We start from the raw sequence: 21,851 nt of genomic DNA, 5'->3' as shown, positions 1-21,851 counted from the left end.
GCCCTGTCCACGGGACGCTTCGGGCGGGTGTTGTATTCTCTCCGTCAGGTCATGAGCGCCAGCGTCAAGCCCCGGCTAGCTGGCCGGCAACCCTCCGTCCGTGGCGGGGTGCCCCGGGTGATGACCAGGTCCGGCACGACCGTGCCGGACAAGCGCGGACCCCTCTGCGGGTCCCTGGTCCCCGCTGGAGGTTACCCATGTCCCCTGCGTCCGCCGTCGTCGACCTCGCCCCCGCTCCTCTCCGGGTCATCGGTCAGGACGTGCCCGTTCCCCTCGCGGACGGCCGCAGCGTTCCGTACGCCAACCTCGACTACGCCGCGAGCGCGCCCTGTCTGGAGACCGTGCGCGCGGCGATCGACGCCGCCCTGCCCTACTACAGCAGCGTCCACCGCGGGGCGGGCCACGCCTCGCAGGTGACCACCGACCGGTACGAGCGCGCGCGGGACACCGTGCGCGCGTTCGTCGGCGCCTGGCGCCGCGACGCGGTCGTGTTCACCCGCAACACCACCGACGCGATGAACCTGCTCGCCCACGCGCTGCCGCAGGGCACCACCGTCGTGGTCTTCGAGTCCGAGCACCACGCGACGCTCCTGCCGTGGCAGCGCGGCGGCCGGGTCGTCCGGCTCCCGGCCCCGGTCTCGCCCTCGGCGGCGGTCGCCGCCGCGGACGAGGCACTGGCCTCGGCCCCGGCCGGTCCGCGCCTGCTCGTCGTCACCGCCGCCTCGAACGTGACCGGCGAGCTGTGGCCGGTCGCCGAGCTCGCCCGGGTGGCGCGCGAGCACGGTGCGCGCGTCGCCGTGGACGCGGCGCAGCTCGTCCCGCACCGGCCCCTGGACATGACCGCGCTCGACGTGGACTACGTGGCGTTCTCCGGGCACAAGCTGTACGCCCCGTTCGGCGCGGGCTGCCTCGTCGGCCGGGCCGACTGGCTGCGCGCCGCCGAGCCGTACCTGTTCGGTGGCGGCGCGACCGCGAGCGTCGGCGACCAGGTCGTCTGGGCCACCGACCCGGAGGCGCGGCACGAGGCGGGCACGCCGAACGTCCTCGGCGTCGTGGCTCTCGCGGCGGCGTGCGAGGCGCTCACCGACTGGGACACGCTCATCGCGGAGGAGGAGCGGCTGCTGGCCCGGCTGCGCACCGGCCTGGCCGCGATCCCCGGCGTACGGGAGCTGTCCCTGTGGGGCGACCTGAGCCCGCGGGTCGGCATCGTGTCGTTCGTCGTGGACGGCCGCAGCGCACGCGACGTCGCGACCGAGTTGTCCGAGAAGTACGGCATTGGGCTTCGTGACGGAAAGTTCTGCGCACATCCGTTCCTGCGGCGGCTGCTCGGCGAGGGCGCCGGCGGCTGCGACGACGGCGACGGCACCGCGCTGCGCGCGAGCTTCGGCATCGGCACGACCGACCGGCACATCGACCGGCTGCTCACCGCTCTGCGGCGGATCGGTCACTGAAAGTCGCATGTCAGCGACGAAGTGTGCCGCCGGGGCGACCCAGATGTCCGGAGCGCGCCGTGCCGTCCCACCAGACTCGGCATACTCCGAAGCACCGCCGGTTTCATCCGGGTACGGTGGACACTCCGCTATCGAGCTTCCGGGGGGTGGCGACATTGACCGACGCGTGGGAGCCCGCGAATCAGCTCGAACACCAGCTCCGTGACGCGCTACGCGATGGCGACCAGGACACCTACTTCAAACTCGTGAGCGGCGCGGAACTCTTCGTTCCGCTGCCGCCGGGCGAGGCCGAGTCGGTGCTGGCCAACCCGGGGTCGTTCACGTGGCCGACGAGCACCCGCGAGGGCCGTACGCAGGTGCTCGCCTACACCTCCGGTGAGGCCGGGCGCGCGTGCCTCGGCCCGGCCTACCAGCACTTCGTCCAAATGACACTGGCCGACATGGCCCGCACGTGGCCCGACCAGGAGTGGTGGCTCGCGCTGAACTCCGGCCTGCCCATCGAGGGCTACCTGCCGGCCTGGTTCATCGGGCAGCTCACCGCGGGCGTCGCGCCGGTTCCCGGCGAGTCGCCGCCGCAGGACGCCGCGGCGGCTCCCGGCGCGGAGACCGCGCCGCCGGCCCAGCAGGCCTCCCCGGTGCCGCAGGGCACGCACGAGGCGCAGCACGCGCAGGAGGCGCCGATCCAGGCCGCTCCGCCCGCGCCGGTGGGCGACGCACCGGCTCCGGACGCGTCTCCCGCGCCGCCGGCGCCGCTCCAGGACGCCGCGCCGCTCCAGGAGCGGGTGCCGCCGACCGCGCCCCTTCAGCAGGTCGCGCCGGCGTCCGCGGAGAACGGCGCGCACCCGGGCCCCGTCCCCTCTGAGGACGCCTTCGAGACGACCGTGCACGACGGCATCCCGGCCGTGCCTGCGCAGGACGCGCCTCAGCCGCCCGTGCCTCAGCCGTCCGAGCCCGCACCGGCCCCCGAGTCCGGCCTGCCCGCTCCCCCACCGGCCGAGCCCGCCCCCGCCGAGCCCGCGCCCGTACCCGCCGCCGAGCCCGCGCCCGTACCCGCCGAGCCGGTGCCGGCCGGCGCCGCCGACCCGGCGGCCGAGGCCGCGCCGGGCACGCCGCCACCCGCCCCGGCGTACGACGTGCCGCCGCCGCTCGACGGGCCGCTCGACGTGGACGCGTCACCGCTCGTGCTGCACTTCACCCCCGACGCCGAGTTCACGCCGCTCGACGAAGAGGAGCGGAGCCTGTTCGAGGCGGCCACGCGCGGCGACCGCGAGGAGTTCCTGCGGACCCTGCTCAGCGTCCGCCAGATCTGGGTGCCGGTCGTCGACGGCGGCGACTCGATGCTGGCGCCGGGACGCCCCGGCTTCCAGTGGTACGTCGACGACTCCTCCGGGCGTCCCGTCGTGCCGATCTACACCGGGCCGGGGCGGATGCGCGACGCGATGGGCGGTCACCCGTTCGTGCTGTCCGACCTCGCCAAGGTGCTGCGCTTCTGGCCGGATCCGGCGCTGGAGCTCGTCATCAACGGCGGCACCGCGATCGGCGCGTCGGTCCCCGGCGACCGCGTCACCCCGATGGCCGAGCAGGTCGACGCCGCCGCGGCGGCACGACTGGCCCGCGACTTCCCGGCGCAGAGCGACGCCGAACGCCAGATGTTCGACGTGCGCGGCGACGCCGACATGGTCGTGAAGGTCCTCATGGACGCCACGGTGTTCCTGCCGGTCTGGAGCCGTACGCCGCCCGCCGTGCAGACCCGGCCGGGCGACCCGTCGTTCCCGTGGTCGGCCGTTCCCGTACGCGGGCGGCCGTCCGTACTCGCGTTCACCTCCTTCGACTGGATGAAGGCGGCGGTCGGCACGACCGGCTTCGTCATGCCGACGTTCGCCGAGCTCGTGGCGGGCTGGCCGGATCACGGCTGGAGCGTGTCGGTCAACCCGGGGACGCCGATCGAGCTGGTCCTGTCCGGTGAGCAGCTTCGTGCGCTGTCCGTCGCCGGCCTGGAGCGGGTGGCCGAGGACATGCCGCCACCCGTGCTGGAGGGTGGGGTGCCGCTCGGCGACGCTCCGGCGCTCTCTGGCGCGCCGCGCCGCGAGGACGACGCCGAGGCGGCGCGTACCGACGTGCCGCAGGAGGCCGGGGCACGGCCCGAAGCCACCGCCGACCGTCCGGCCGAGGCGCCGCGCGGGCCGTTCGCCATCATGCAGAAGGTCGTGCCGCACGACCAGGTCGCGTGGCACCTGGAGCAGGCGTACGACCGGGTGGCCGGCTTCGTGCACCGGGTCCAGGACGTGGTCGACCTGAACACCCCGAAGCTGCTGTACGAGTCCCTCGGCCTGCTGCGCGAGGGCTCGCCGTTCCACCCGGACGACACCGAGGTCCACGTCATCCGCTGGCCCGCGTACCGGTCCGGGCTCTACCGCATCCCGTTCGGCGGGCAGACCGAAGAGGCGATGCGGGCGTGGGGTGACGGCGGCTGGGTGCTCGAGCACCCGCCTTTCGGCGGTGACGGCTTCGCGCCGGGCAGCGCCGGCAGCATCCGCGAGTACAAGGTCGACAGCATGCGCCTGCCGCACGGCTCGGAGATGTACGCCATCGGCAGCGACGCCTCCGAACGCTTCGTCGCGCGCTGGGACGCCGACCGGCTGGTCTGGGGGGACACGGAGTGATTCGCGACGGCTACACCGCACGCTGGCGCGGCGCGGAGTACGACGCCACACCCGGCGTCGACGGCGAGGTGCGGCTCTACGCCACCGAGCCCGCGGAGGGGTTCGACGAGGTGGGCCCGGCCCGCTTCGTGCGTGTGGTCCGCGACGCCGAGGTGGACGACCTGCGGTACGTCCGGACGCACTGCACGTGGCGCGGAGAGCCCTTCGTCGTCATCGGGGAGCACAGCGGCTGGGTGCGGCTGGAGTACGCCGGTGGCCGCGCCCCGGTCGCGGCGGCGCTGGGCCTGGAGACGGTCGACGCCGGCGTGTACCAGATCTGGGTCTCACGCGAAGAGATCGACCAACTACGCGAGGAGAACATTTAGGGCATTCAGGGCGACAAGTTCGCTTGCCCTGTTGATTGATCGGCCTTGACGTGATCGCATGATTCTTACCTCACGCATGACGAAGCGTAGGGTTGAAATCAACGACAAGCGTTGAGGAGGTCGTGGGCGGTGCTCGCACGATCGGTACGAACCCCACTGATCATCAGCGTTGGCACAGGCATCGTCCTGGTCAGCGGCACCGCGGCCGCCCTCGCGGAGGCGACGGACAGCCCGTCCCCCACTACGTCGACCTCGGCCTCCGACACCCCCGACCCGACCCCGACCCCCACGCCCACTCCGAAGCTCAGCCTGAGCTTCAAACGCATCGGCACCGGTGCGATCCACGCGGGGACGGCGGTCAAGTTCACAGCGCACGTCGCCAGCACCGACGCGACCAGCAAAAACGTCCGGTTGAGCCTCGGCGCGGATTCCAAGGCCGCGCTGAGCCCAGATTGCACTCTCTCCACCCCGACTCTTTGCAAAGTCGGAGACCTCAGCGCCGGCGAGGACCAAGACATAACCTTCACGGTCACCGTCGACTCCGGCATGAAGCCCGGCACGGTCAAGATAACGGGCGATGCTTTCGGTTCAGACAACGTCGACAGCGGGGTCAAGTCCACCTCCTTCAAGGTGACCAAGAAACCGTCGTCCTCGCCCTCCTCGTCGCCCTCGAAGTCCGGTGGGTCGAGTAAGAGCAGCGGGTCGAGTAGCAGCAGCGGCTCCAGTGGCAGCAGTTCGAGCACCTCGGATCTGCCGAGTGGGCTGGGGTCGTCCGGGAGCACGCCGGCGCCGTCCGTCGCTCCGTCGAACGATCCGGCCGTGTTGCCTTCGATCGCGCCGTCGCAGACGCCGTCGACCGCTCCGGTCCTGAACACCAGCAACTCCCAGCAGATGCGCGGGACCGCCGACGCGGCCGACGAGCTCACCTTCGACAAGCTGGCCAGCACCCAGGCGGCCTGGCTCGCCGCGCTTCTCGTCGCCTTCTCCCTGCTCCTGACGCAGGTGCGGCTCGGCCGGGCCCACGCTCGCACGCCGAAGCAGAAGGGCGCGCACCGCAGGACGCGCCGTCCCGGCGGCGGCGCGCACTGACGTCCGCGCCGCGGGCGCTACAGGACGCCGGGGCGCATCAGTTCGTGGCAGGCGATCGCCGCGGCCGCGACCACGTTGAGCGAGTCGACGCCGCGGTCCATCGCGTCGCCGCTCATCGGGATGCACACGGGTTCGTCGGCCTCACGGAGCCAGCGGGAGGACAGGCCGTCGCCCTCCGCGCCGAGCATCAGGGCGACGCGCTCTCCCCGCGGCGCCTTGCCGATCGGCGTGGCCGCCTGGTCCGGGGTGAGCGCCAGCAGCGTGAACCCGGCCGCGCGCAGCTCGTCCAGGCCGCCGTGCCAGTCGGTCATCCGGGCGTACGGCACGGCGAAGACCGCGCCCATCGACACCTTGACCGAACGCCGGTACAGCGGGTCCGCGCAGCGGGGTGACAGGACGACCGCCTCGACGCCGAGGGCCGCCGCGCACCGGAAGATCGCCCCGACGTTGCCGTGGTCGACGAGGTCCTCCAGGACGAGGATGCGGCGTACGCCCGGCAGGAGCGTGCCGGTGGACGGCAGCGGCAGGCGCTCCATCGACGCGAGCGCGCCGCGGTGCACCGGGAACCCGGTCACCGCCTCGGCCACCGCGTCCTCCACGACGTACACCGGCGCGTCGCCGAGCACGTCGGACAGGGGCTCGACCCAGCGGCGCGCGGCCAGCACGGAGCGTACGGGATGGCCCGTGGCGATCGCCCGGCGGATGACCTTCTCCCCTTCGGCCATGAACAGGCCGTGCTCGGCCTCCAGGCTCTTGCGGAGGTTGACGTCGCGCAGGCGGGTGTAGTCGGCGAGACGCGGGTCGGCCGGGTCGGCGACGGGGATCAGGCGGGCCATGCCTCCAGTATCGCGACCCGAGTCCCTGCCGGGCGCGGTCAGGGCAGCCGGAGCTCGGTGAAGAGCGCTCGGTGGTCGCTGGCGGGCTGGAGATAGATCTTGACCCGTTCGATCGCGCAGCGCCGGTCGGCGAGCACGTGGTCGATCGTGATCGGCGGCCACGGCCGGAACGTCGGCACGAGGCCCTGCCCGGTCGCGTCCGCGGCGTCCGTGAAGCCCTCCCCGATCAGGTGGCGCAGCGGTGCGTGGTCGAGTGTGGCGTTGAAGTCGCCCGTGACGATGCCGACCTCACCGTGCGGGGTGGGCGTCGGGATCTGCTTCAGGTCGTGCCGCCACCTCGCGGCGTCCGGGCCGAGCGGCGCCGGCGGGTGCGCGGCCGTCAAGCGCACGGGCGCGGCGCCCGGCACTTGCAGGGTCGCGTTCACCATCGCGAAGGTGGTGGATCCTCGGTCGGGCCGTTCGGTCAGCGGATAGCGGGAGTACAGGCCGGTGCCCTCCGGGCCGCCGCGCGGATCGATCACCCGGTACGGCATCAGGCCCTCGATGCCCGCCGCGTCGAGCCGCTCGGCCGCCGCCGGGGTGAACTCCTGCACGCTGAGCACGTCGGCGCCCGTACGCCGGACCAGGTCGACCAGGCCCGCGTCACCTGCCTGGCCGAACTTGAGGTTGGCGGTGAGGATCCGCAGGCGCGGGCCGGTCGCGTCCGGCTGCCCGCCGCCGAACGCCCGCGGCAGCACGATGCCGGCGTACACCGCGGCGACGGCGACCGTGACCCCGAGCGCGATCCAGTTGCGGGTCAGCGCGGCGACGGCGAGCGGGATGACCACGCCCGCCGCGACGTACGGCACCACGGCCATCGCCGGGATCAGGATCGAGGAGAAGGAGGACATCCGGTCGACACCGACGAGGCGCGCGACCGCCCAGAGCAGCCAGATCGCCACGAGAATCCAGGTGATCACCGTTGTCCACCACCGCCGAGTGGCCGGTCGTGCCGTCGCGTCGTCGTCCCGTACGGTCGCGAGTCTCGTCATGCTGCGCTCCCCCCGTAGCCGTGGGCCCCTGCCCTACTGTGCACGACGAAGCTGAGCGGCGGGTTCAGGTTCGGCCGTATACCAGACCGAATCCGTTGACGCCACGTGGGCGGGCCGTCACCGGCGCTCGCCCGGGGCGGTCACGTCAACCGGGCGTAACAGGATTTCTTACCGGCGCCCGTCCGCGACGGCGCAGCGTATCGGCCCAGGAGTCAACTCAAGTCGGTGCGCGGAAGTTCGTTTCTTTACCGGCCGGCAAGCTTTCCAGTCATGACCGGCCCGCGTTGACCTGCGGAAAGTTCTCCTTGGTCTCTTTGGTCACATTGGGAAGGGGAGGCTACAGTGCCGCTCTAGATCCACCCATCTCCCGCGAAAGAGGGACAACCGTGAGCGGACGTCGCCGCAAGGAGGAGCCCTCGGGCGGCACGCCGGACGACGGGCAGCCAGGCCGTCCGATGCCACCGGGCGGCGCGAACCCCGGCGACGCGGATCCCCATCGCCGGCCGGCCCAGCGCGATCCGTACGGCGCGGGCGGCGGACGCGATCCGTACGGCATGGGCGGCGGACGCGATCCGTACGGCGCGGGCGGGGGACGCGATCCGTACGGCGCGGGCGGGGGGCGCGATCCGTACGGCGCGGGCGGGGGACGCGACCCGTACGGCGGTCGTACGAACGGCCCCCCGAGTGGCGGAGGGTACGCGGGCGGCCCGGCCGACGACCGGCGTCCCGGGCAGGGGCGCGACGGCTACATCGGGCCCGGCCTCGGCCGGTCCGGCGTCGGCATACCGGCCGGCGGGTACGGCGGCTCGGACTTCCGCAGCCAGGGGTACGGCAACTACGGAACACCCTCGAACGGACCGGGTCAGAACCTTCCCCCGCAGGGCGGCCCAGGCCAGAACGGCCCAGGCCAAAGCGCCTCCGGCCCGGGAGGCTCGGGTGACGACGGCTACGGCCGCGACGACCGGAGCCCGGGTGAGAACGGCCGTGAGGAGGGCGGACGCCGCCGGACGGGACCGGGCCCGGGGGGCGGAGGGCGACGCCGGGCCGTGCGCCGCCGCTCGCTCGGCACGCTGATCGGCCCGCTCGCCGGCGCGATCGGCCTGGCCATCCTCCTCGGCGCGGGCGTGTACGCGCTCGCGGGCCCTCGGGGCTGCGGCAGCGACGCGATCAAACTCAACGTGGCGGCGGCGCCGGAGATCGCCCCGGCCATCAGCCAGGTCACCAAGTCCTTCGACGACGCGCGGCACTCGGTGAACGGCAAGTGCGTGCAGGCGACGGTCAAGGCGTCCGACCCGGCCGGCATGTCCACGGTGCTGTCCGGCGGAGGGTCCGTGCCAGGCGAGGCCGACCCGGACGTGTGGATCCCCGACTCTTCGCTGTGGGTCACGATGGTGCGCAGCACCGCCAAGGGCGCGTCGAGCGTCCATCTGACGCCGACCTCACTGGCCAAGACGCCGATCGTCGTCGCCACGTCGCGGACGTTCGCCAACAAGATCCACAGTGAGGGCATCCGCCCGACGTGGGACATGCTGCTCAAGGCCACCGACGCCCTCGCCGCGGGCGCGGTGAGCAAGAACGACATGCTCCCGGCCAACTCGGTCCACCTGCAGATCCTCGACCCGAACCGCAACGCGGGCGGCATCGGCGCGGTCGTGATGACCCGCGAGCTGCTGCAGGGCGACCCGAACGCCGACCCGATCTTCACCCAGATCGTCCGCAACGTGCAGAACAGCCTGTCGCCGACGCCGCAGGCCCTGTTCGCCAGCTTCCACCGCGACCTGCACGGACGTGCGCCGGTCGTGATCGTGCCCGAGCAGGCGGTGTGGAAGTTCAACCACGGGAACCCCTCCACACCGGCCACCGCGCTGTACCCCAGCGAGGGCCTGCTGAGCCTGGACTACCCGTTCACGCTGGCCACCGACAACGATGACAAGGTGAGCGCGGCCGGCCTGCTCGAGCAGGCGCTCGGCGGCGCCGACGCGAAGAACGCCGTGCGCGCGCTCGGCTTCCGTACCCCCGACGGCCATCCGGGCGACGGCTTCACCGCCCAGAACGGGCTGAGCCCCCGGGTGCCCCGCGCGCTGCCGACGCCGGCCGCCGGCGACGTCACCGACGTCATGCAGGCGTGGACCAAGCTCTCCCTGCGCACCCGGATGCTGACTCTTCTCGACGTGTCGGGGTCGATGGCCCAGCCGGTCGGCAACGGTCTGACCCGCATGCAGGCGACCGCCCAGATCGCGCAGAACGGCCTCGCGATGCTGCCCGACGACACCGACCTGGGGCTGTGGACGTTCTCCACCAATCTGAACGGCGCCCTGGACTACCGGAGCGAGGTGCCGATCGGGCCGCTGTCCACCCGCCTGGGGTCGGGCACGCGGAGACAGGAGATCCTGTCCGCCCTGGGACGCATCCGCCCGAAGCCGACCGGCAACACCGGCCTGTACGACTCGGTGCTGGCGAGCGTGCGGTCGATGCAGAAGAGCTACAAGCCGGGCTACTACCACTCCGTCCTCGTGCTGACCGACGGGAAGAACGACGACGACAACGGCATCTCCCTCACCGCCCTGCTCGGTACGCTGAAGAAGGAGGCCGACCCGGACCGGCCGGTCGAGGTCGTCTTCATCGGCTTCGGGCCGGATGTGGACATGTCCGCGATGCAGAAGATCGCGTCGGAGACCAACGGCGAGGCGTTCCACGCCCTGAAGCCCCAGGACGTGCAACGCTTCCTGCTGGAGACGATCGCGCGGCGCATCTGTTCGCCGCAATGCCACTGAAATCGCCAACACGAGTTCATATCGGTCCAATCATTCAGCGGAGGATTTTCTTGGACTAGTGGCAGGATCCTGTAAACCAGGCTCCCGGCTGCGGCGTCTTGTACGTGAAGGAGGCCCGACGGGAGCGGGGCGTCGGGCCTCCTTCTTCACTTCCGGGGGCCTGTCCGGGCATGACACTCTCGGGAGGAACCTGTGGCCGGTTGGCCCAGTCTCGGCCGTGTAGAGGATCGTCGGCTGGCGCAGTCGCTGCGCGACGGTGACGCCACCGCACTGGCGGAGATCTACGACTTCTACGCGCCGCGCCTGTTCGACTACTGTCACGCGCTGCTCCGCGACCAGGACATGGCCGCGGACGCCCTGCACGACTCGCTCATCGCGACGCAGGAGCACATCGGCAAGCTGCGCGAGCCCGAGCGCTTCCGCAGCTGGGTCTATGCCATCGTCCGCAACGAGTGCCTGCGGCAGCTCGCCGACCCCGAGCGTCCCGAGCAGCGCCACGGGGCGCCCGAGCAGAACGAGGACGCGTTCCTCGACGCCGAGGAGCGCCAGCGGCTCGAGGAGACCCGGCAGCTCGTGCACAGCGCACTCGCCGGGATGGCCGCCCGCCACCGCGAGGCGATCGACCTGTCCGCGCGGCACGACCTGTCCGCCGAGGAGCTCGGCGGCGTGCTCGGCATCTCCTCCCAGCAGGCGACCGAGCTGGTCGCCCAGGCGCGCGACGACCTGGACAGCTCTCTCGCCGCCGCCATCATCGCGCGTACGGGACGCGGCGACTGCCCGAGTGTGGCCGCCCTCGTGGACGAGAACGAGTGGCCGCTGCCGTCGGAGGTCGCGCGCAAGCTGATCCGCCACATCGAGTCCTGCCCGGTCTGCCGCGACCGCCGCAAGCGCAAGGTCTCCACGAACCGGCTGATGCAGGTGCTGCCGGTCGCGGCGATCCCCTCCGACCTGCGGATGGCCGTGCTGTCGCTCGCCGACGCGCCCGACCAGCACGAGAACCGCACACGCATCGCGCAGCGCGCCGAGCCGTTCGACGTCTGGGGCTGGCCGACCAGCCTCGAACGCCGCGCGCAGCCGGCCCGCAAGGACCGGCGCGGCGACGGCACGTCCTCGCACCTGCTGCCCGCCGTCGCGGTGGCCGCGTGCGTCGTGCTGGTCATCGGCGCCATCTTCCTGCTGACGGGCGGCGGGTCGGAGGACCCCAAGAACCTGAACAACAAGGTCCCCGGCAACGTCGCGGCCGGTCCGAGCGACAGCCCGTCGGACGCCTTCCCGTCGCCGAGCGACAGCGTCGAGCCGTCCCCGTCGAAGACCAAGCACACGCCGACGCCCACGCCCACCAAGCACACGCCGACCCCCACCCCGACCACCCACCGCCCGGCCCCGCCGAAGACCCACAAGCCGACGACCAAGCCGAAGCCGGGCACCCTTTCCGTCAGCGGCAACTGTGCGCTGGATGACGGAGATGACGACTGCCAGGTCACGGTGACGGCCGTCGGCGGCGCGGTCCCGTGGACCGCCAAGGCCTCCGGGCCTATATCGCTCGACAGGTCGAGCGGCCACCTCGCGAAGGGCGATCAGGCCACTGTGACGGTGACGAAGGACGCGGGCGCCTGTCCGACGGACAGCGCCGAGGTGTTCTTCTCCCCGAACGGTTCCATCAGCGTCTCCTGGTCCTGCGGCATCTTCGGCTGATCGCCACGGTATTTACGTGATCGGCGGGGCAGTGCCAGGATGCGACACATGACCCCCGATGCCGCCACCTTCAAAGCGGCCCGCGATTTCCTCCTGGCGCAGGCCGAAGACTACGACGCCGCACGCAGCGGGTTCCGATGGCCCGACGCGCCCGGCCTCAACTGGGCCGTGGACTGGTTCGACGGCGTGCTCGCCGCCGAGTCGCCGGACGCCCCGGCGCTGTGGATCGTGGAAGAGGACGGCTCGGAGACCAGGCTCACGTTCGCCGAGCTCGCCGACCGGTCCAGCAAGGTGGCGGGCTGGCTGCGGAGCCACGGGGTCGCGCGGGGCGACCGGATCCTGCTCATGCTCGGCAACCAGGTCGAGCTGTGGGAGACGATGCTCGCCGCGATGAAGCTGGGCGCGGTCGTCATCCCGGCGACCACGCTGCTCACCCCGGTCGACCTCACCGACCGCATCGAACGCGGCGGCGTGCGGCACGTCGTCACCGGCGCCGGCCACACGGCCAAGTTCGACGGTCTCGCCGGCGAGTGGACGCGCGTCTCGGTCGGCCCGGCCGAGGGCTGGCTGTCGTACGAGGACGCGTACGGCGCCGAGCCGTACGCCGGGGGTACGGAGACGACGCACGGCGGCGACACGCTGCTGCTCTACTTCACCTCGGGCACGACGAACAAGCCGAAGCTGGTCGAACACACCTACACGTCGTACCCGGTGGGTCACCTGTCCACGATGTACTGGATCGGGCTGCGCCCCGGCGACATCCATCTCAACGTCTCCTCGCCGGGCTGGGCCAAGCACGCGTGGAGCAACTTCTTCGCGCCGTGGAATGCCGGCGCCTGCGTGCTGGTGTTCAACTACACGCGCTTCTCCGCGCCCGCGATGCTCGACGTGCTCAAGCGCTGCGAGGTCACGAGCTTCTGCGCCCCGCCGACCGTGTGGCGCATGCTCATCCAGGAGGACCTGTCCGCGTGGCGGCTCCCGCTGCGCACGGTGGTGGCGGCCGGCGAGCCGCTGAACCCGGAGATCATCGACCAGGTGCAGAAACACTGGGGCCTCACCATCCGCGACGGGTACGGCCAGACGGAGACGACGGCGCAGATCGGCAACTCTCCCGGCCAGCCGCTCAAGCCCGGATCCATGGGGCGTCCGCTGCCCGGTTACACGATCGCCCTGATCGACCCGGCCACCGGTGAGAAGGGCGACGAGGGCGAGGTGTGCATCGACCTGTCCGACCGCCCGGCGGCGCTGATGGTCGGCTACCACGGTGACGCCGAGCTCAACGACGCGGCCATGGCCGACGGTTACTACCACACGGGTGACGTCGCGACGAAGGACGCGGACGGCTACATCACGTTCGTGGGCCGTACCGATGACGTGTTCAAGGCGTCGGACTACCGCATCTCGCCGTTCGAGCTGGAGAGCGTGCTGCTGGAGCACGAGGCGGTGGCCGAGGCCGCCGTGGTGCCCGCCCCCGATCCCGTACGCCTCGCGGTGCCGAAGGCGTACGTCAGCCTGGCGGCCGGGCACGAGCCGACGGCCGAGACGGCGCGCGCGATCCTCGCGCACTGCCGGGAGCACCTCGCGGCGTACAAGCGGGTGCGGCGCGTCGAGTTCGCGGACCTGCCCAAGACGATCTCCGGCAAGATCCGCCGGGTCGAGCTGCGCGGCCTGGAGGGCGACGAGCGCCGCCCGGAGGAGTTCCGCGAGGAGGACTTCCCCGACCTGAAGGGCTGACGGGCCGAAAAGGCGAATCGGCGCCGGTCCGCTCGTATCGGGCGGGCCGTACGCCGTGCCGGTGAGGCTCCGGGGCGCACCGCCGCCCGGCGGTGCGTGGCGTCACGCCCCTCACGGTCCGTCACGGCCTCCTGGGACATCGCAGGATCACATCAACAGCCAGTAGCCGGATATGACATATTTGCCATTAAATCCTCCAAAGTAGCTGTAAATGGTGGCAGGATCCTGTGAACCCACGCCCCGGGTGGGGCGTCTGTGACCTCGTGCCCCACCAGTTCAGCAGGAGGACTCCGTGGCCGCATGGCCGAGCATCGACAGGGACGCCGACCAGCGACTCGCTCAGGCGCTGTACGCGGGTGACCCCCACGCCCTGCCGGAGATCTACGACTCGTACGCCCCACGGCTGTTCGACTACTGCCACGTCCTCCTCCGCGACCAGGAGGCCGCGGCGCTGGCCCTGCACGACTCCCTGATCACCGTCCAGGAGCGCATCGGGCACATCCCCGACGCCCGTCTCTTCCGCGGCTGGCTGTACGCCGTGACCCGGGACGAGTGCCTGCGCCGCCGCGCGTACGCCGAGCTGCCCGCCGAGCGCCAGCGTGCGCCCGAGGCGGCCGGGATCGAGGCGGACGAGGCGACGCGCCGGCTCGTGCACGAGGCGCTGCTCGTGCTCAGCGGCGCCCAGCGGGAGGCGCTGGACCTCTCCCTGCGGCACGAGCTGGACCCGCACGAGCTCGCCGAGGTCCTCGGCGTGACGCCGCACGAGGCGTCCGTGCACGTGGCCCAGGCCCGGCACGACCTGGACGACGCGTTCGCCGCCGTGGTGGTGGCGGCGACGGGGCGCGAGGACTGCCCGAGCGTGGCCGCGCTGGCCGGTCCGCCGGACGCGCCGCTCGACACCGAGACCTGCGGGAAGCTCGCGCGCCACATCGCGAGCTGCCCGATCTGTGGTTCGCGGGGCAGCCGCAAGGTCGCCACCGCACGCCTCCTGAACGCCATGCCCACGGCGGCCCTCCCCACCGCGCTGCGCTCCCGGGTGCTCACCACCGCATCGGCCCCCGAGCTCGCGGACCTGCGGGAGACGATCGCGATGCGCTCCGACCCCCCGCCCGAGCCCGAACCCGAGCCGGAGCCCGAGCGCACCGGCCCGCGCCTGTTGCCGATCTTCGCCGCCGTCGCGTGCGTCCTGGTCATCGTGTGCGGGGTGTTCCTCCTGTTGCCCGGTTCGGGCGAGGAGAAGACGAGCGGCCGGCAGCCGATCACCGTACCGAGCGATTCGTCGTCGGCCGACGACGTCCTTCCGTCGGACTCGGCCGCGCCCGAGCCGAGCACCAGCGACACACCGAGCCCGACCCCGTCCAAGTCGAGCAAGACGCCGACGCCGACCCCGCACGCGACGAAACGGCACACCCACCGCCCGAGGCCGACCACGCCCCAGCATCCGGGCACGCTGTCGGTCTCCGGCTGCCACATGTCCGGCACCCGGCGCTGCTCGGTGACGGTCACGGCCAAGGGCGGCCCGGTCGACTGGCGCGTGACCGGGACCAGCGGCAGCGTCAGCGCGAGCGGCGGCGGAAGCCTCGGCGCGGGCCAGAGCGACTCGGTCACCGTCACCCGGACCGACAGCTTCTGCTTCGGCAGCGGCAGCGGCTCGGTGAGGTTCGACTCCGGCGCGTCGGCATCGGTCACCTGGAGCTGCTGACCGGGCCCTGGCGCCGGGTGGTCCGGCCCGGTGGACCCCAAGTGGCCCTTCTGCCCGGCCGCGCCGGGACGTACGGTCGGGCTCATGAGTCTCATCGACAAGGCCGCGCGGCTGCGCGAGCTGCACCTTAGCGGGTCGCTTCTCATCCTGCCCAACGTGTGGGACGCCGCGAGCGCCCAGGCGCTCGCGTCCGCCGGGTTCCCGGCGCTCGCCACGGCCAGCGCCGCCGTGTCCCACGTTCTCGGCTACGAGGACGGTGAGGGCGCGCCGCCCGAGGAGATGTTCGCGGCGGCGGCCCGCATCGCGCGCAGCGTCGACGTGCCGGTCACGGTCGACGCCGAGTCCGGCTACGGCCTGACGCCCGCCGAGCTCGCCGAGTGCCTGCGCGAGGCCGGTGCCGTGGGCTGCAACCTGGAGGACACCCTCCACGGCGAGGCGGCCGGCGAAGTCGCGAGTGTGGCGGGTGAGGAGCGCCGGCGTCCGAAGGCACGGCACGTGCTCGCGGACCTGAAGGTCCAGGCCGACCGCGTCCGTGAGCTGCGGGAGGCCGATCGCCACCTGGTGATCAACGCGCGTACCGACGTGTTCTTGGACGGCGCGCTCCCGGGCGCCTCGCCCGCGGACGTCTTGGAGGAGGCGGTGGCGCGTGGCCGCGCGTACCTCGACGCCGGGGCCGACTGCGTGTTCCCGATCATGGTCACGGACGAGGCGGTGATCGGCGCGCTGGTCGAGCGGATCCCCGGGCCGGTGAGCATCCTCTACCGGCCCGGCGTGCCGTCACCGGCCCGGCTCGCCGAGCTGGGCGTGGCGCGGGTGACGTTCGGGCCGGGCCTGCACCGCGCGACCATGGCCGTGCTCGGCGACCTCGCCGGGCGGCTGCGGGAGGGCGCGGCGCCGTACTGACCCTGTTCCGGCCTGATCACCCTTCAGGAACGCACCGAACGGCTCGCCCACGCGCCGTTGCGCGCCCGGCTGTACGCCGTGACGCGGAAGGAGTGCCTCCGCCGCCGCGCGGACGGCGAGCCGCCGGGCGAGCGCCGGCTCGTCCCGGAGGCGGACGGGGCCGAGGACGACGAGGCGACGCGTCCGTTCGTGCACGCCGCCCTGCTCGTGCTCAGCGCCTCCCAACGCGAGGCGCTCGACCTGTTCCTGCGGCACGAGCTGGACCCCGACGACCTCGCCGAGGTCCTCGGCGTGACACCGCACGAGGCGTCCATACGCGTGGCTCAGGCACGGAACGACGTGAACGACGCCTTCTCGCCGTCGTCGTGGCGGCGACCGGGCGCGAGGACTGCCGGACGTGGCGGAGCTGGCCCCGCCGGTTACGCCGCTGGACGACGGGACCTGCCGGAAGCTCGTCCGGCACATTGTGAACTGCCCGATCTGCGGCTCGCGGAGCGACCTCACGGTCACCAACGCGCATCTCCTGCGCGCCATGCCCGCGGTGGCCCTCCCCTGCGCACTGCGGGCCCGCGCGCTCGACACGGCCTCGGCCCCCGCGCTCGCGGACCTGCGGGCGACGATCGCCAAGCGCGCCGACCCTCCGCCCGAGCCCGAGCCCGAAGCCGAGCCCGAGCGCACCGAACGGCGCCTGTGGCCCATGCTCGGCGCCGTCGCGTGCCTCGTGCTCGCCGTGGGCGGGGTGTTCCTCCTGGCGCCCGGACCGGGTGGGGACGCGGCGAGCGGCGGGCCCTCACCGAGCCGGTCGTCCACGTCCGCCCGCCTGCTGCTCGGCTCGCCCGAGCCCAGCGGCAGCGCGACGCCGAGCCCGAAGCCGGCCGAGAAGACCCCGAAGCCGGCGCGTCCGACGCGGTACCCGGAGCGCCCGCGCTCGCCGCAGCGGCCGGGCACGCTGTCGGTGACCGGCTGCCACATGCCCAGCACCCGTCACTGCTCGGTGAAGGTCACCGCCAAGGGCGGGCCGGTCAGCCGGCGGGTGACGGGAACGGTCGGCACCATCAGGGCGAGCGGCAGCGGACGGCTCCGCGCGGGCCAGAGCGCCTCGGTCACCGTCACCCGGACCGACCAGTGGTGCATCGGCGTCCCCAGCGCCTCGGTGACCTTCAACGCGAATGTGACCGCCACCGTCACCTTCAGCTGCTGACCGGACGCGCCGCCCGCCGGACGCGTCCTCGGCGGCGGGTCCGGCAGGAGGTCAGAGCGCGCCCTCGTCCAGGACCTGATGGGCGCGGTCGAGGTAGACCGGGACCGACGCGCCGATCAGCTCGAAGCCCTCGCCGACGGTCGCCTTCTGCAGGTACCGCGCGTGGATGCCCTCGAGGATGACGGCGAGCTTGAAGCAGCCGAACGCCACGTAGAAGTCCAGGTGGGACAGGTCGTGGCCGGTCAGGTCGGCGTACCGGCCGGCGAACTCCGCCCGGGTCATGAACCCGGGCGCCGAGGTCACGGTCGAGCCGACGGCGGTCGGCGTACGCACGGCGTCACCGGAGTCGGCCCAGTAGGTGAGCGTGAGCCCGAGGTCGGACAGAGGGTCGCCGAGCGTGGACATCTCCCAGTCGACGACCGCGGCGATCCGCGGCTCCGGCCGCAGGCGTACGAGCGCGTTGTCGAGCCGGAAGTCGCCGTGCACGAGCCCGGTGAGCCCGTCGGACGGCAGCCGCTCCCCGAGCCGCTGGACGAGCCGGTCGTACGCCTCGTCGGTCCGCCCGCCCTCTTCGGCCGGGTGGGAGGACTCCCACTGCCGGCACCAGCGCTTGAGCTGCCGGGCCATGTACCCGTGCGGACGGCCGAAGTCGCTCAGCCCGGCGCGTTCGACGTCGAGGAGGTGGATCGCGGCGAGCACCTCGGCGAGCCGCTCGGACAGGGCGCGGGCCTCCTCGGCGGTGACGTCGACGGCGTCCTCGGGGGTGCGGATGACCCGGCCCTCGACGTGGTCCATGACGTAGAACGGCGCGCCGATGACCTCCTCGTCGGCGCACAGGGCCAGGGGCGCCGGGACCGGCACGTCGCTGCCGGCCAGGGCCGAGAGCACGGTGTACTCGCGGCGCATGTCGTGCGCGGTGGGCAGGACGTGGCCGAGCGGAGGGCGGCGGAGCACGACGCGGCGGTTCTCCAGCCGGACGAGATAGGTCAGGTTGGACCGGCCTCCGGCGAGAAGGTCGATCCCCGTGATCCGCCCCTCCCCCGGCAGCGTCTCCGCCAGCCAGGACGACAGGTGGGGAACGTCGATGCCGGGGACGGACACCGGCTCAGTCATGCGCCCTCCTTCGCCGGAGGACGTGACCGCCGGAGCGTGCCTCTCGACTCCCGCACTCCACTCGGCCATGAGTCCTCCTTCGTCGGGAAGGGTGGCCACAGGGGCGCGTCTTCGATTCCCTCGCTCCGCTCGGTCATGTGCCCTCCTCGTTCGGCTCCCGCGCCTATTAGAACGCGACTCGGTCGACACGCGCGACCCGGGTGACGGTCCGGCCGGGGCTCGCGAGGGCCCGCCGTGCAAACGCCGTCGCCGCGTCCCCGAGGACGGCGCCGCGCATCGGCCGGATGCGGCCCCGGACGGGTGGCGGGGAGTCACGAAGGGTAGGCAGTCAACCCGTCGACGTATCAAAACTGGATGAACAGGGGAGGTTGGCACATAAGTTCGCAAAGTTCACATGGCCGGAGCGAACTCCCGCCCCACCTTGGTAAAGACTTGCACAGTGACCGTTCGGGACACGACCCGACCCGACTGGGGAGACTCATCGTGGCCGACGCATGGCTGCCCGGCGCCGTACGACTGCAATCCCGACACGACGGTGGCTCACCGCGGGGCGGAGCGCCCCGTGCCGTCTGGCATACGAGCGAGCACGACCCACTGGCGGTCTCCGCGCACTCGGTGGCACAGAATCTCGAGCAGCAAGGGACCAACGCCCACGTCGTCTGGAATCCCTTCACCGGCCAGATCGTGCAGATGGTGCCGGCCACCCAGGCGTCGCTGCTGCTCCCGGACGGCATCGGCCGGGAAGGCCGGCGGTGCCTGCAGATCCTCGTGGTCGGGCTCGCCCGCGAGCCGTTCACCGGCGGAGCCATGCAGGGTCTCGGCCTGATCCTCGACTGGCTCGACGCGTGGCAGGTCCCACGACGGTGGCCGGCGGGCGCGCCGCTCGCGCCTCCCGAGGCCTACAGCGCGCCGCGGGACCGCAGAGCATGGGCGCGCGGCGGGCACTTCGGCGTGTCCCAGGTGCCGCACGCCCAGAGCCCGGCTCCCGGCGCCATCGACACCGGCAGGATCACGGGCCCCGCCGTGGCCCCGGAGCTGCCCCGGATCACGGCGGGCGAGGTGTCGCTGCCCGGCGGCGCGGAGGACCTGCCCATCGCACGCCTGGTCTCCGGCGCCGCCTCGGCGGAGACCTCCGCCGGGCCCGCCGCGGCGGCTACCGCAGGACCGCCTCCCGGACCAGCTCCCGTACGAGCGAGCACCCCGACCTGACCTGGGAGACGGTCGCGCCGCCGTACCCGAGGATCAGCCCGTGCACGTCCTGGACGGACGCGTAGCGCTCCTCCAGGGAGGCCAGCAGCACGCCGCGCCCGGCGGCGCGCTCGATGACCGGGCCGGGCACCCCGGCGGGCAGCTCGACGACGATGTGCAGGCCGGCGGTGTCTCCCAGCAGCGGCAGGTGCCCGAGCGTCTCGACGATCGCGGCGCGCCGCCGGCCGTACTCGGCACGCATGCGGCGCACGTGACGGTCGAGGTCACCGCGTTCGAGCAGGATGCGTACGGCCTCCTGGGACACGACGGCCGTGCTGTCGCCCAGGCGCAGCCGGGTCTCGGCGATCGCCTCCACCAGGTCGGGCCGGGCCACCAGCCAGCCGGTACCGACGCCCGACGTCAGCGTCTTGGACGTGGTGCCGAGGTAGACCGTGTGGTCGGGGCCCAGACCGTACAGGGCGGGCAGCGGGGCGACGTCGTAGCGGAACTCGCTGTCGTAGTCGTCCTCGACGATCAGCGCGCCCTCGCGCCGCGCCCAGGCCAGCAGCGCCTGACGGCGCGGCACCGGCAGCCGGCCGCCGAGCGGGTACTGGTGGGACGGAGTCGTGTAGACCAGGCGCAGGCCGGCGGGCAGGGCGTCCACGACCAGCCCGTCCGCGTCCACCGGGCACGGCACCACCTCCACGTCCCGCGCGGCCAGCACCTCCCGCGCGTTGGGGTAGCCCGGCTCCTCCACGCCCGCGCGGTCGCCGGGCCGCAGGACGGTCGCGGCCAGCAGGTCGAAGCCGTTCGTGGCGCCGCGGGTCACGAGCACGCGCTCGGGCGGGCAGGACACTCCACGGCTGCGCCGCAGGTAGTCGACCAGGCCCGCGCGCAGCCCCGGCAGGCCGCGGCGGTCGGGCCGCGCGACCGGCGGTATCGCCGCCGCGAGCCGCCAGGCGCGCCGCCACGCGGGCGTGTCGAGCGCGGCGACCCACGGGATGCCGGGGCGCAGGTCGATGACGCCGGCCTCCGCCGGCTGGTCCGGCGCGGCGTACGCGACCTCGGCCGGGACGCTCTGGGCGGCGATGTCGGCGACGTACGTGCCCGAACCGTGGCGGCCCTCCAGCCAGCCCTCCGCGTAGAGCTGCTCGTACGCGGTGGTGACGACGGTGCGGCTGACACCGAGCGCGGAGGCGAGCGCCCGGCTGGAGGGCAGCCGCTCCCCCGCGCGCACCCGCCCGTCGTTCATGGCCTCGCGGAGCTGGCGGCCGAGCTGCACGCTCAGCGGCTGCTCCGCGTCGCGCTCGACGACGACCGGCAGGTCGAACTGGTTCCGCGGCAAAGTGGCTTCTCTTTTCGATGTCTCAGTGGCCATTCGCACTGGGCCACTTAGATCCTAACGTGGGCGTATGAGCACTTCAGCGCCCCTTTCCAGCACCGAGCGCACCCGGGTCCGGCGCCTGCCCGAACGCGCCGCGTCGGACCGTTCGGCCCTCTATGAGGTCCTCGACGCCGGCCGGATCTGCCACCTCGGCGTGATCGTGGACGGGGCGCCCCGCGTCATCCCCACCGGGTACGGGCGGGACGGCGACACCCTCTACCTCCACGGCTCGACGGGCGCGACCAGCCTGCGCACCACCGAGGAGGTCTGTGTCACCGTCACCCACCTCGACGCCCTCGTCCTCGCCCGGTCGCTGTTCCACCACTCGATCAACTACCGCAGCGCCGTGATCTTCGGCCGCCCCCGTACGGTGACGGACCTGGAGGAGAAGCTCACCGGCCTGCGCGCGCTGGTCGAGCAGGTGACGCCGGGACGCTGGAACGTCGCCCGCCGGCCCACCCGCAAGGAGCTCGCCGCGACATCCGTCCTGGCCCTCTCCCTGGAGGAGGCGTCGGTCAAGTCCCGCCAGGGATGGCCCGGCGACGAGGAGGAGGACTACGCGCTGGACGTGTGGGCGGGGGTGCTGCCGGCGGTCCAGTCGTTCGGGCCTCCCGTACCCGACCCGAAGCTGCGGCAGGGCATCGCCTACGTGTGACGTGTCCCACAGTCTTCCGGCCTCGGCCACCGGATCCGCGGTTCTCCTCACGCAAAGTGTCCTGGCA

Annotated in this window: 17 protein-coding genes and 1 riboswitch; of the genes, 12 read left to right on the top strand and 5 right to left on the bottom strand. The window is 72.8% G+C overall.

The annotated features are described in order from the left end of the window. The first annotated feature begins 47 nt into the window (after window positions 1–47). A riboswitch (SAM riboswitch) is annotated at window positions 48–161 on the top strand. A gap of 36 nt (window positions 162–197) precedes the next feature. From ABEA10_RS33855 to ABEA10_RS33845, 3 genes are all read left to right on the top strand, one after another. Further along, a complete protein-coding gene (locus ABEA10_RS33855; RefSeq protein WP_345470923.1) occupies window positions 198–1,451 on the top strand; it encodes an aminotransferase class V-fold PLP-dependent enzyme in 1,254 nt (417 codons plus the stop codon). 146 nt (window positions 1,452–1,597) lie between these two features. Continuing rightward, window positions 1,598–4,114, top strand: a complete 2,517-nt coding sequence (locus ABEA10_RS33850) for an SseB family protein (RefSeq protein WP_345470921.1) — start codon at window positions 1,598–1,600, stop codon at window positions 4,112–4,114. After that, on the top strand, window positions 4,111–4,479 hold the full coding sequence (locus ABEA10_RS33845; RefSeq protein ID WP_329255047.1) for a hypothetical protein: 369 nt from the start codon (window positions 4,111–4,113) through the stop codon (window positions 4,477–4,479). The genes ABEA10_RS33850 and ABEA10_RS33845 overlap by 4 nt, the downstream gene beginning before the upstream one ends. Before the next feature lie 98 nt (window positions 4,480–4,577). Here the strand turns inward: ABEA10_RS33845 and ABEA10_RS33840 are convergent, their stop codons facing one another. Further along, entirely contained in the window at window positions 4,578–5,354 is a 777-nt protein-coding gene (locus ABEA10_RS33840) for a hypothetical protein (protein ID WP_345470919.1), read from the bottom strand. A gap of 16 nt (window positions 5,355–5,370) precedes the next feature. Between ABEA10_RS33840 and ABEA10_RS33835 the strand changes: the two genes are divergently transcribed. Further along, a complete protein-coding gene (locus ABEA10_RS33835) occupies window positions 5,371–5,568 on the top strand; it encodes a hypothetical protein (RefSeq protein WP_345470917.1) in 198 nt (65 codons plus the stop codon). Between the two features lie 17 nt (window positions 5,569–5,585). Here the strand turns inward: ABEA10_RS33835 and ABEA10_RS33830 are convergent, their stop codons facing one another. Both ABEA10_RS33830 and ABEA10_RS33825 read right to left on the bottom strand, forming a co-directional pair. Then, window positions 5,586–6,404: a TrmH family RNA methyltransferase gene (locus tag ABEA10_RS33830; protein ID WP_345470915.1), complete on the bottom strand. Its 819-nt coding sequence runs from the start codon at window positions 6,402–6,404 to the stop codon at window positions 5,586–5,588. Between the two features lie 38 nt (window positions 6,405–6,442). Then, window positions 6,443–7,435: an endonuclease/exonuclease/phosphatase family protein gene (locus ABEA10_RS33825; protein WP_345470913.1), complete on the bottom strand. Its 993-nt coding sequence runs from the start codon at window positions 7,433–7,435 to the stop codon at window positions 6,443–6,445. A gap of 386 nt (window positions 7,436–7,821) precedes the next feature. Here ABEA10_RS33825 and ABEA10_RS33820 point away from each other — a divergent pair, with 386 nt between their 5' ends. From ABEA10_RS33820 to ABEA10_RS33795, 6 genes are all read left to right on the top strand, one after another. Then, complete coding sequence (locus tag ABEA10_RS33820) at window positions 7,822–10,209, top strand: substrate-binding domain-containing protein (protein WP_345470912.1); 2,388 nt, start codon at window positions 7,822–7,824, stop codon at window positions 10,207–10,209. Between the two features lie 192 nt (window positions 10,210–10,401). Continuing rightward, on the top strand, window positions 10,402–11,904 hold the full coding sequence (locus tag ABEA10_RS33815) for an RNA polymerase sigma factor (protein ID WP_345470911.1): 1,503 nt from the start codon (window positions 10,402–10,404) through the stop codon (window positions 11,902–11,904). A 48-nt stretch (window positions 11,905–11,952) separates the two neighbouring features. Next, window positions 11,953–13,638, top strand: coding sequence for an AMP-binding protein (locus tag ABEA10_RS33810; RefSeq protein ID WP_425550994.1), 1,686 nt, complete (start codon window positions 11,953–11,955; stop codon window positions 13,636–13,638). A gap of 292 nt (window positions 13,639–13,930) precedes the next feature. Then, entirely contained in the window at window positions 13,931–15,340 is a 1,410-nt protein-coding gene (locus ABEA10_RS33805; protein ID WP_345470907.1) for a hypothetical protein, read from the top strand. An 84-nt stretch (window positions 15,341–15,424) separates the two neighbouring features. Then, window positions 15,425–16,243, top strand: a complete 819-nt coding sequence (locus ABEA10_RS33800; protein ID WP_345470905.1) for an isocitrate lyase/PEP mutase family protein — start codon at window positions 15,425–15,427, stop codon at window positions 16,241–16,243. Window positions 16,244–16,640: 397 nt separating this feature from the next. Further along, on the top strand, window positions 16,641–17,444 hold the full coding sequence (locus ABEA10_RS33795; protein WP_345470903.1) for a hypothetical protein: 804 nt from the start codon (window positions 16,641–16,643) through the stop codon (window positions 17,442–17,444). A gap of 51 nt (window positions 17,445–17,495) precedes the next feature. Here the strand turns inward: ABEA10_RS33795 and ABEA10_RS33790 are convergent, their stop codons facing one another. Continuing rightward, complete coding sequence (locus tag ABEA10_RS33790; protein WP_345470901.1) at window positions 17,496–18,557, bottom strand: phosphotransferase family protein; 1,062 nt, start codon at window positions 18,555–18,557, stop codon at window positions 17,496–17,498. Window positions 18,558–19,040: 483 nt separating this feature from the next. Here ABEA10_RS33790 and ABEA10_RS33785 point away from each other — a divergent pair, with 483 nt between their 5' ends. Beyond that, window positions 19,041–19,766: a hypothetical protein gene (locus tag ABEA10_RS33785; RefSeq protein ID WP_345470899.1), complete on the top strand. Its 726-nt coding sequence runs from the start codon at window positions 19,041–19,043 to the stop codon at window positions 19,764–19,766. On the opposite strand, the gene pdxR is transcribed toward ABEA10_RS33785, so the two are convergent. Beyond that, window positions 19,711–21,090 carry a MocR-like pyridoxine biosynthesis transcription factor PdxR gene (gene pdxR, locus ABEA10_RS33780; protein ID WP_345470898.1) on the bottom strand — a complete coding sequence of 460 codons (1,380 nt, stop codon included), beginning with the start codon at window positions 21,088–21,090 and terminating at the stop codon, window positions 19,711–19,713. The genes ABEA10_RS33785 and pdxR overlap by 56 nt on opposite strands. Before the next feature lie 67 nt (window positions 21,091–21,157). Here pdxR and ABEA10_RS33775 point away from each other — a divergent pair, with 67 nt between their 5' ends. Continuing rightward, on the top strand, window positions 21,158–21,784 hold the full coding sequence (locus tag ABEA10_RS33775) for a pyridoxamine 5'-phosphate oxidase family protein (RefSeq protein WP_345470896.1): 627 nt from the start codon (window positions 21,158–21,160) through the stop codon (window positions 21,782–21,784). Window positions 21,785–21,851: the final 67 nt, after the last annotated feature.

This window comes from Actinoallomurus oryzae, assembly GCF_039541955.1.
Taxonomy (GTDB): Bacteria; Actinomycetota; Actinomycetes; order Streptosporangiales; family Streptosporangiaceae; genus Actinoallomurus; species Actinoallomurus oryzae.
The sequence above is the reverse complement of the archived record's forward strand: the minus strand, read 5'-3'. Positions and strand labels throughout refer to the sequence as shown.

Excerpts from the sequence above, each read along its gene's own strand:
- ABEA10_RS33775 (WP_345470896.1), top strand. The coding sequence starts at position 21,158 with ATGAGCACTTCAGCGCCCCTTTCCAGCACCGAGCGCACCCGGGTCCGG.
- ABEA10_RS33790 (WP_345470901.1), bottom strand. The coding sequence starts at position 18,557 with ATGACTGAGCCGGTGTCCGTCCCCGGCATCGACGTTCCCCACCTGTCG.
- ABEA10_RS33835 (WP_345470917.1), top strand. The coding sequence starts at position 5,371 with ATGCGCGGGACCGCCGACGCGGCCGACGAGCTCACCTTCGACAAGCTG.
- ABEA10_RS33800 (WP_345470905.1), top strand. The coding sequence starts at position 15,425 with ATGAGTCTCATCGACAAGGCCGCGCGGCTGCGCGAGCTGCACCTTAGC.
- ABEA10_RS33830 (WP_345470915.1), bottom strand. The coding sequence starts at position 6,404 with ATGGCCCGCCTGATCCCCGTCGCCGACCCGGCCGACCCGCGTCTCGCC.
- ABEA10_RS33855 (WP_345470923.1), top strand. The coding sequence starts at position 198 with ATGTCCCCTGCGTCCGCCGTCGTCGACCTCGCCCCCGCTCCTCTCCGG.
- ABEA10_RS33810 (WP_425550994.1), top strand. The coding sequence starts at position 11,953 with ATGACCCCCGATGCCGCCACCTTCAAAGCGGCCCGCGATTTCCTCCTG.
- ABEA10_RS33825 (WP_345470913.1), bottom strand. The coding sequence starts at position 7,435 with ATGACGAGACTCGCGACCGTACGGGACGACGACGCGACGGCACGACCG.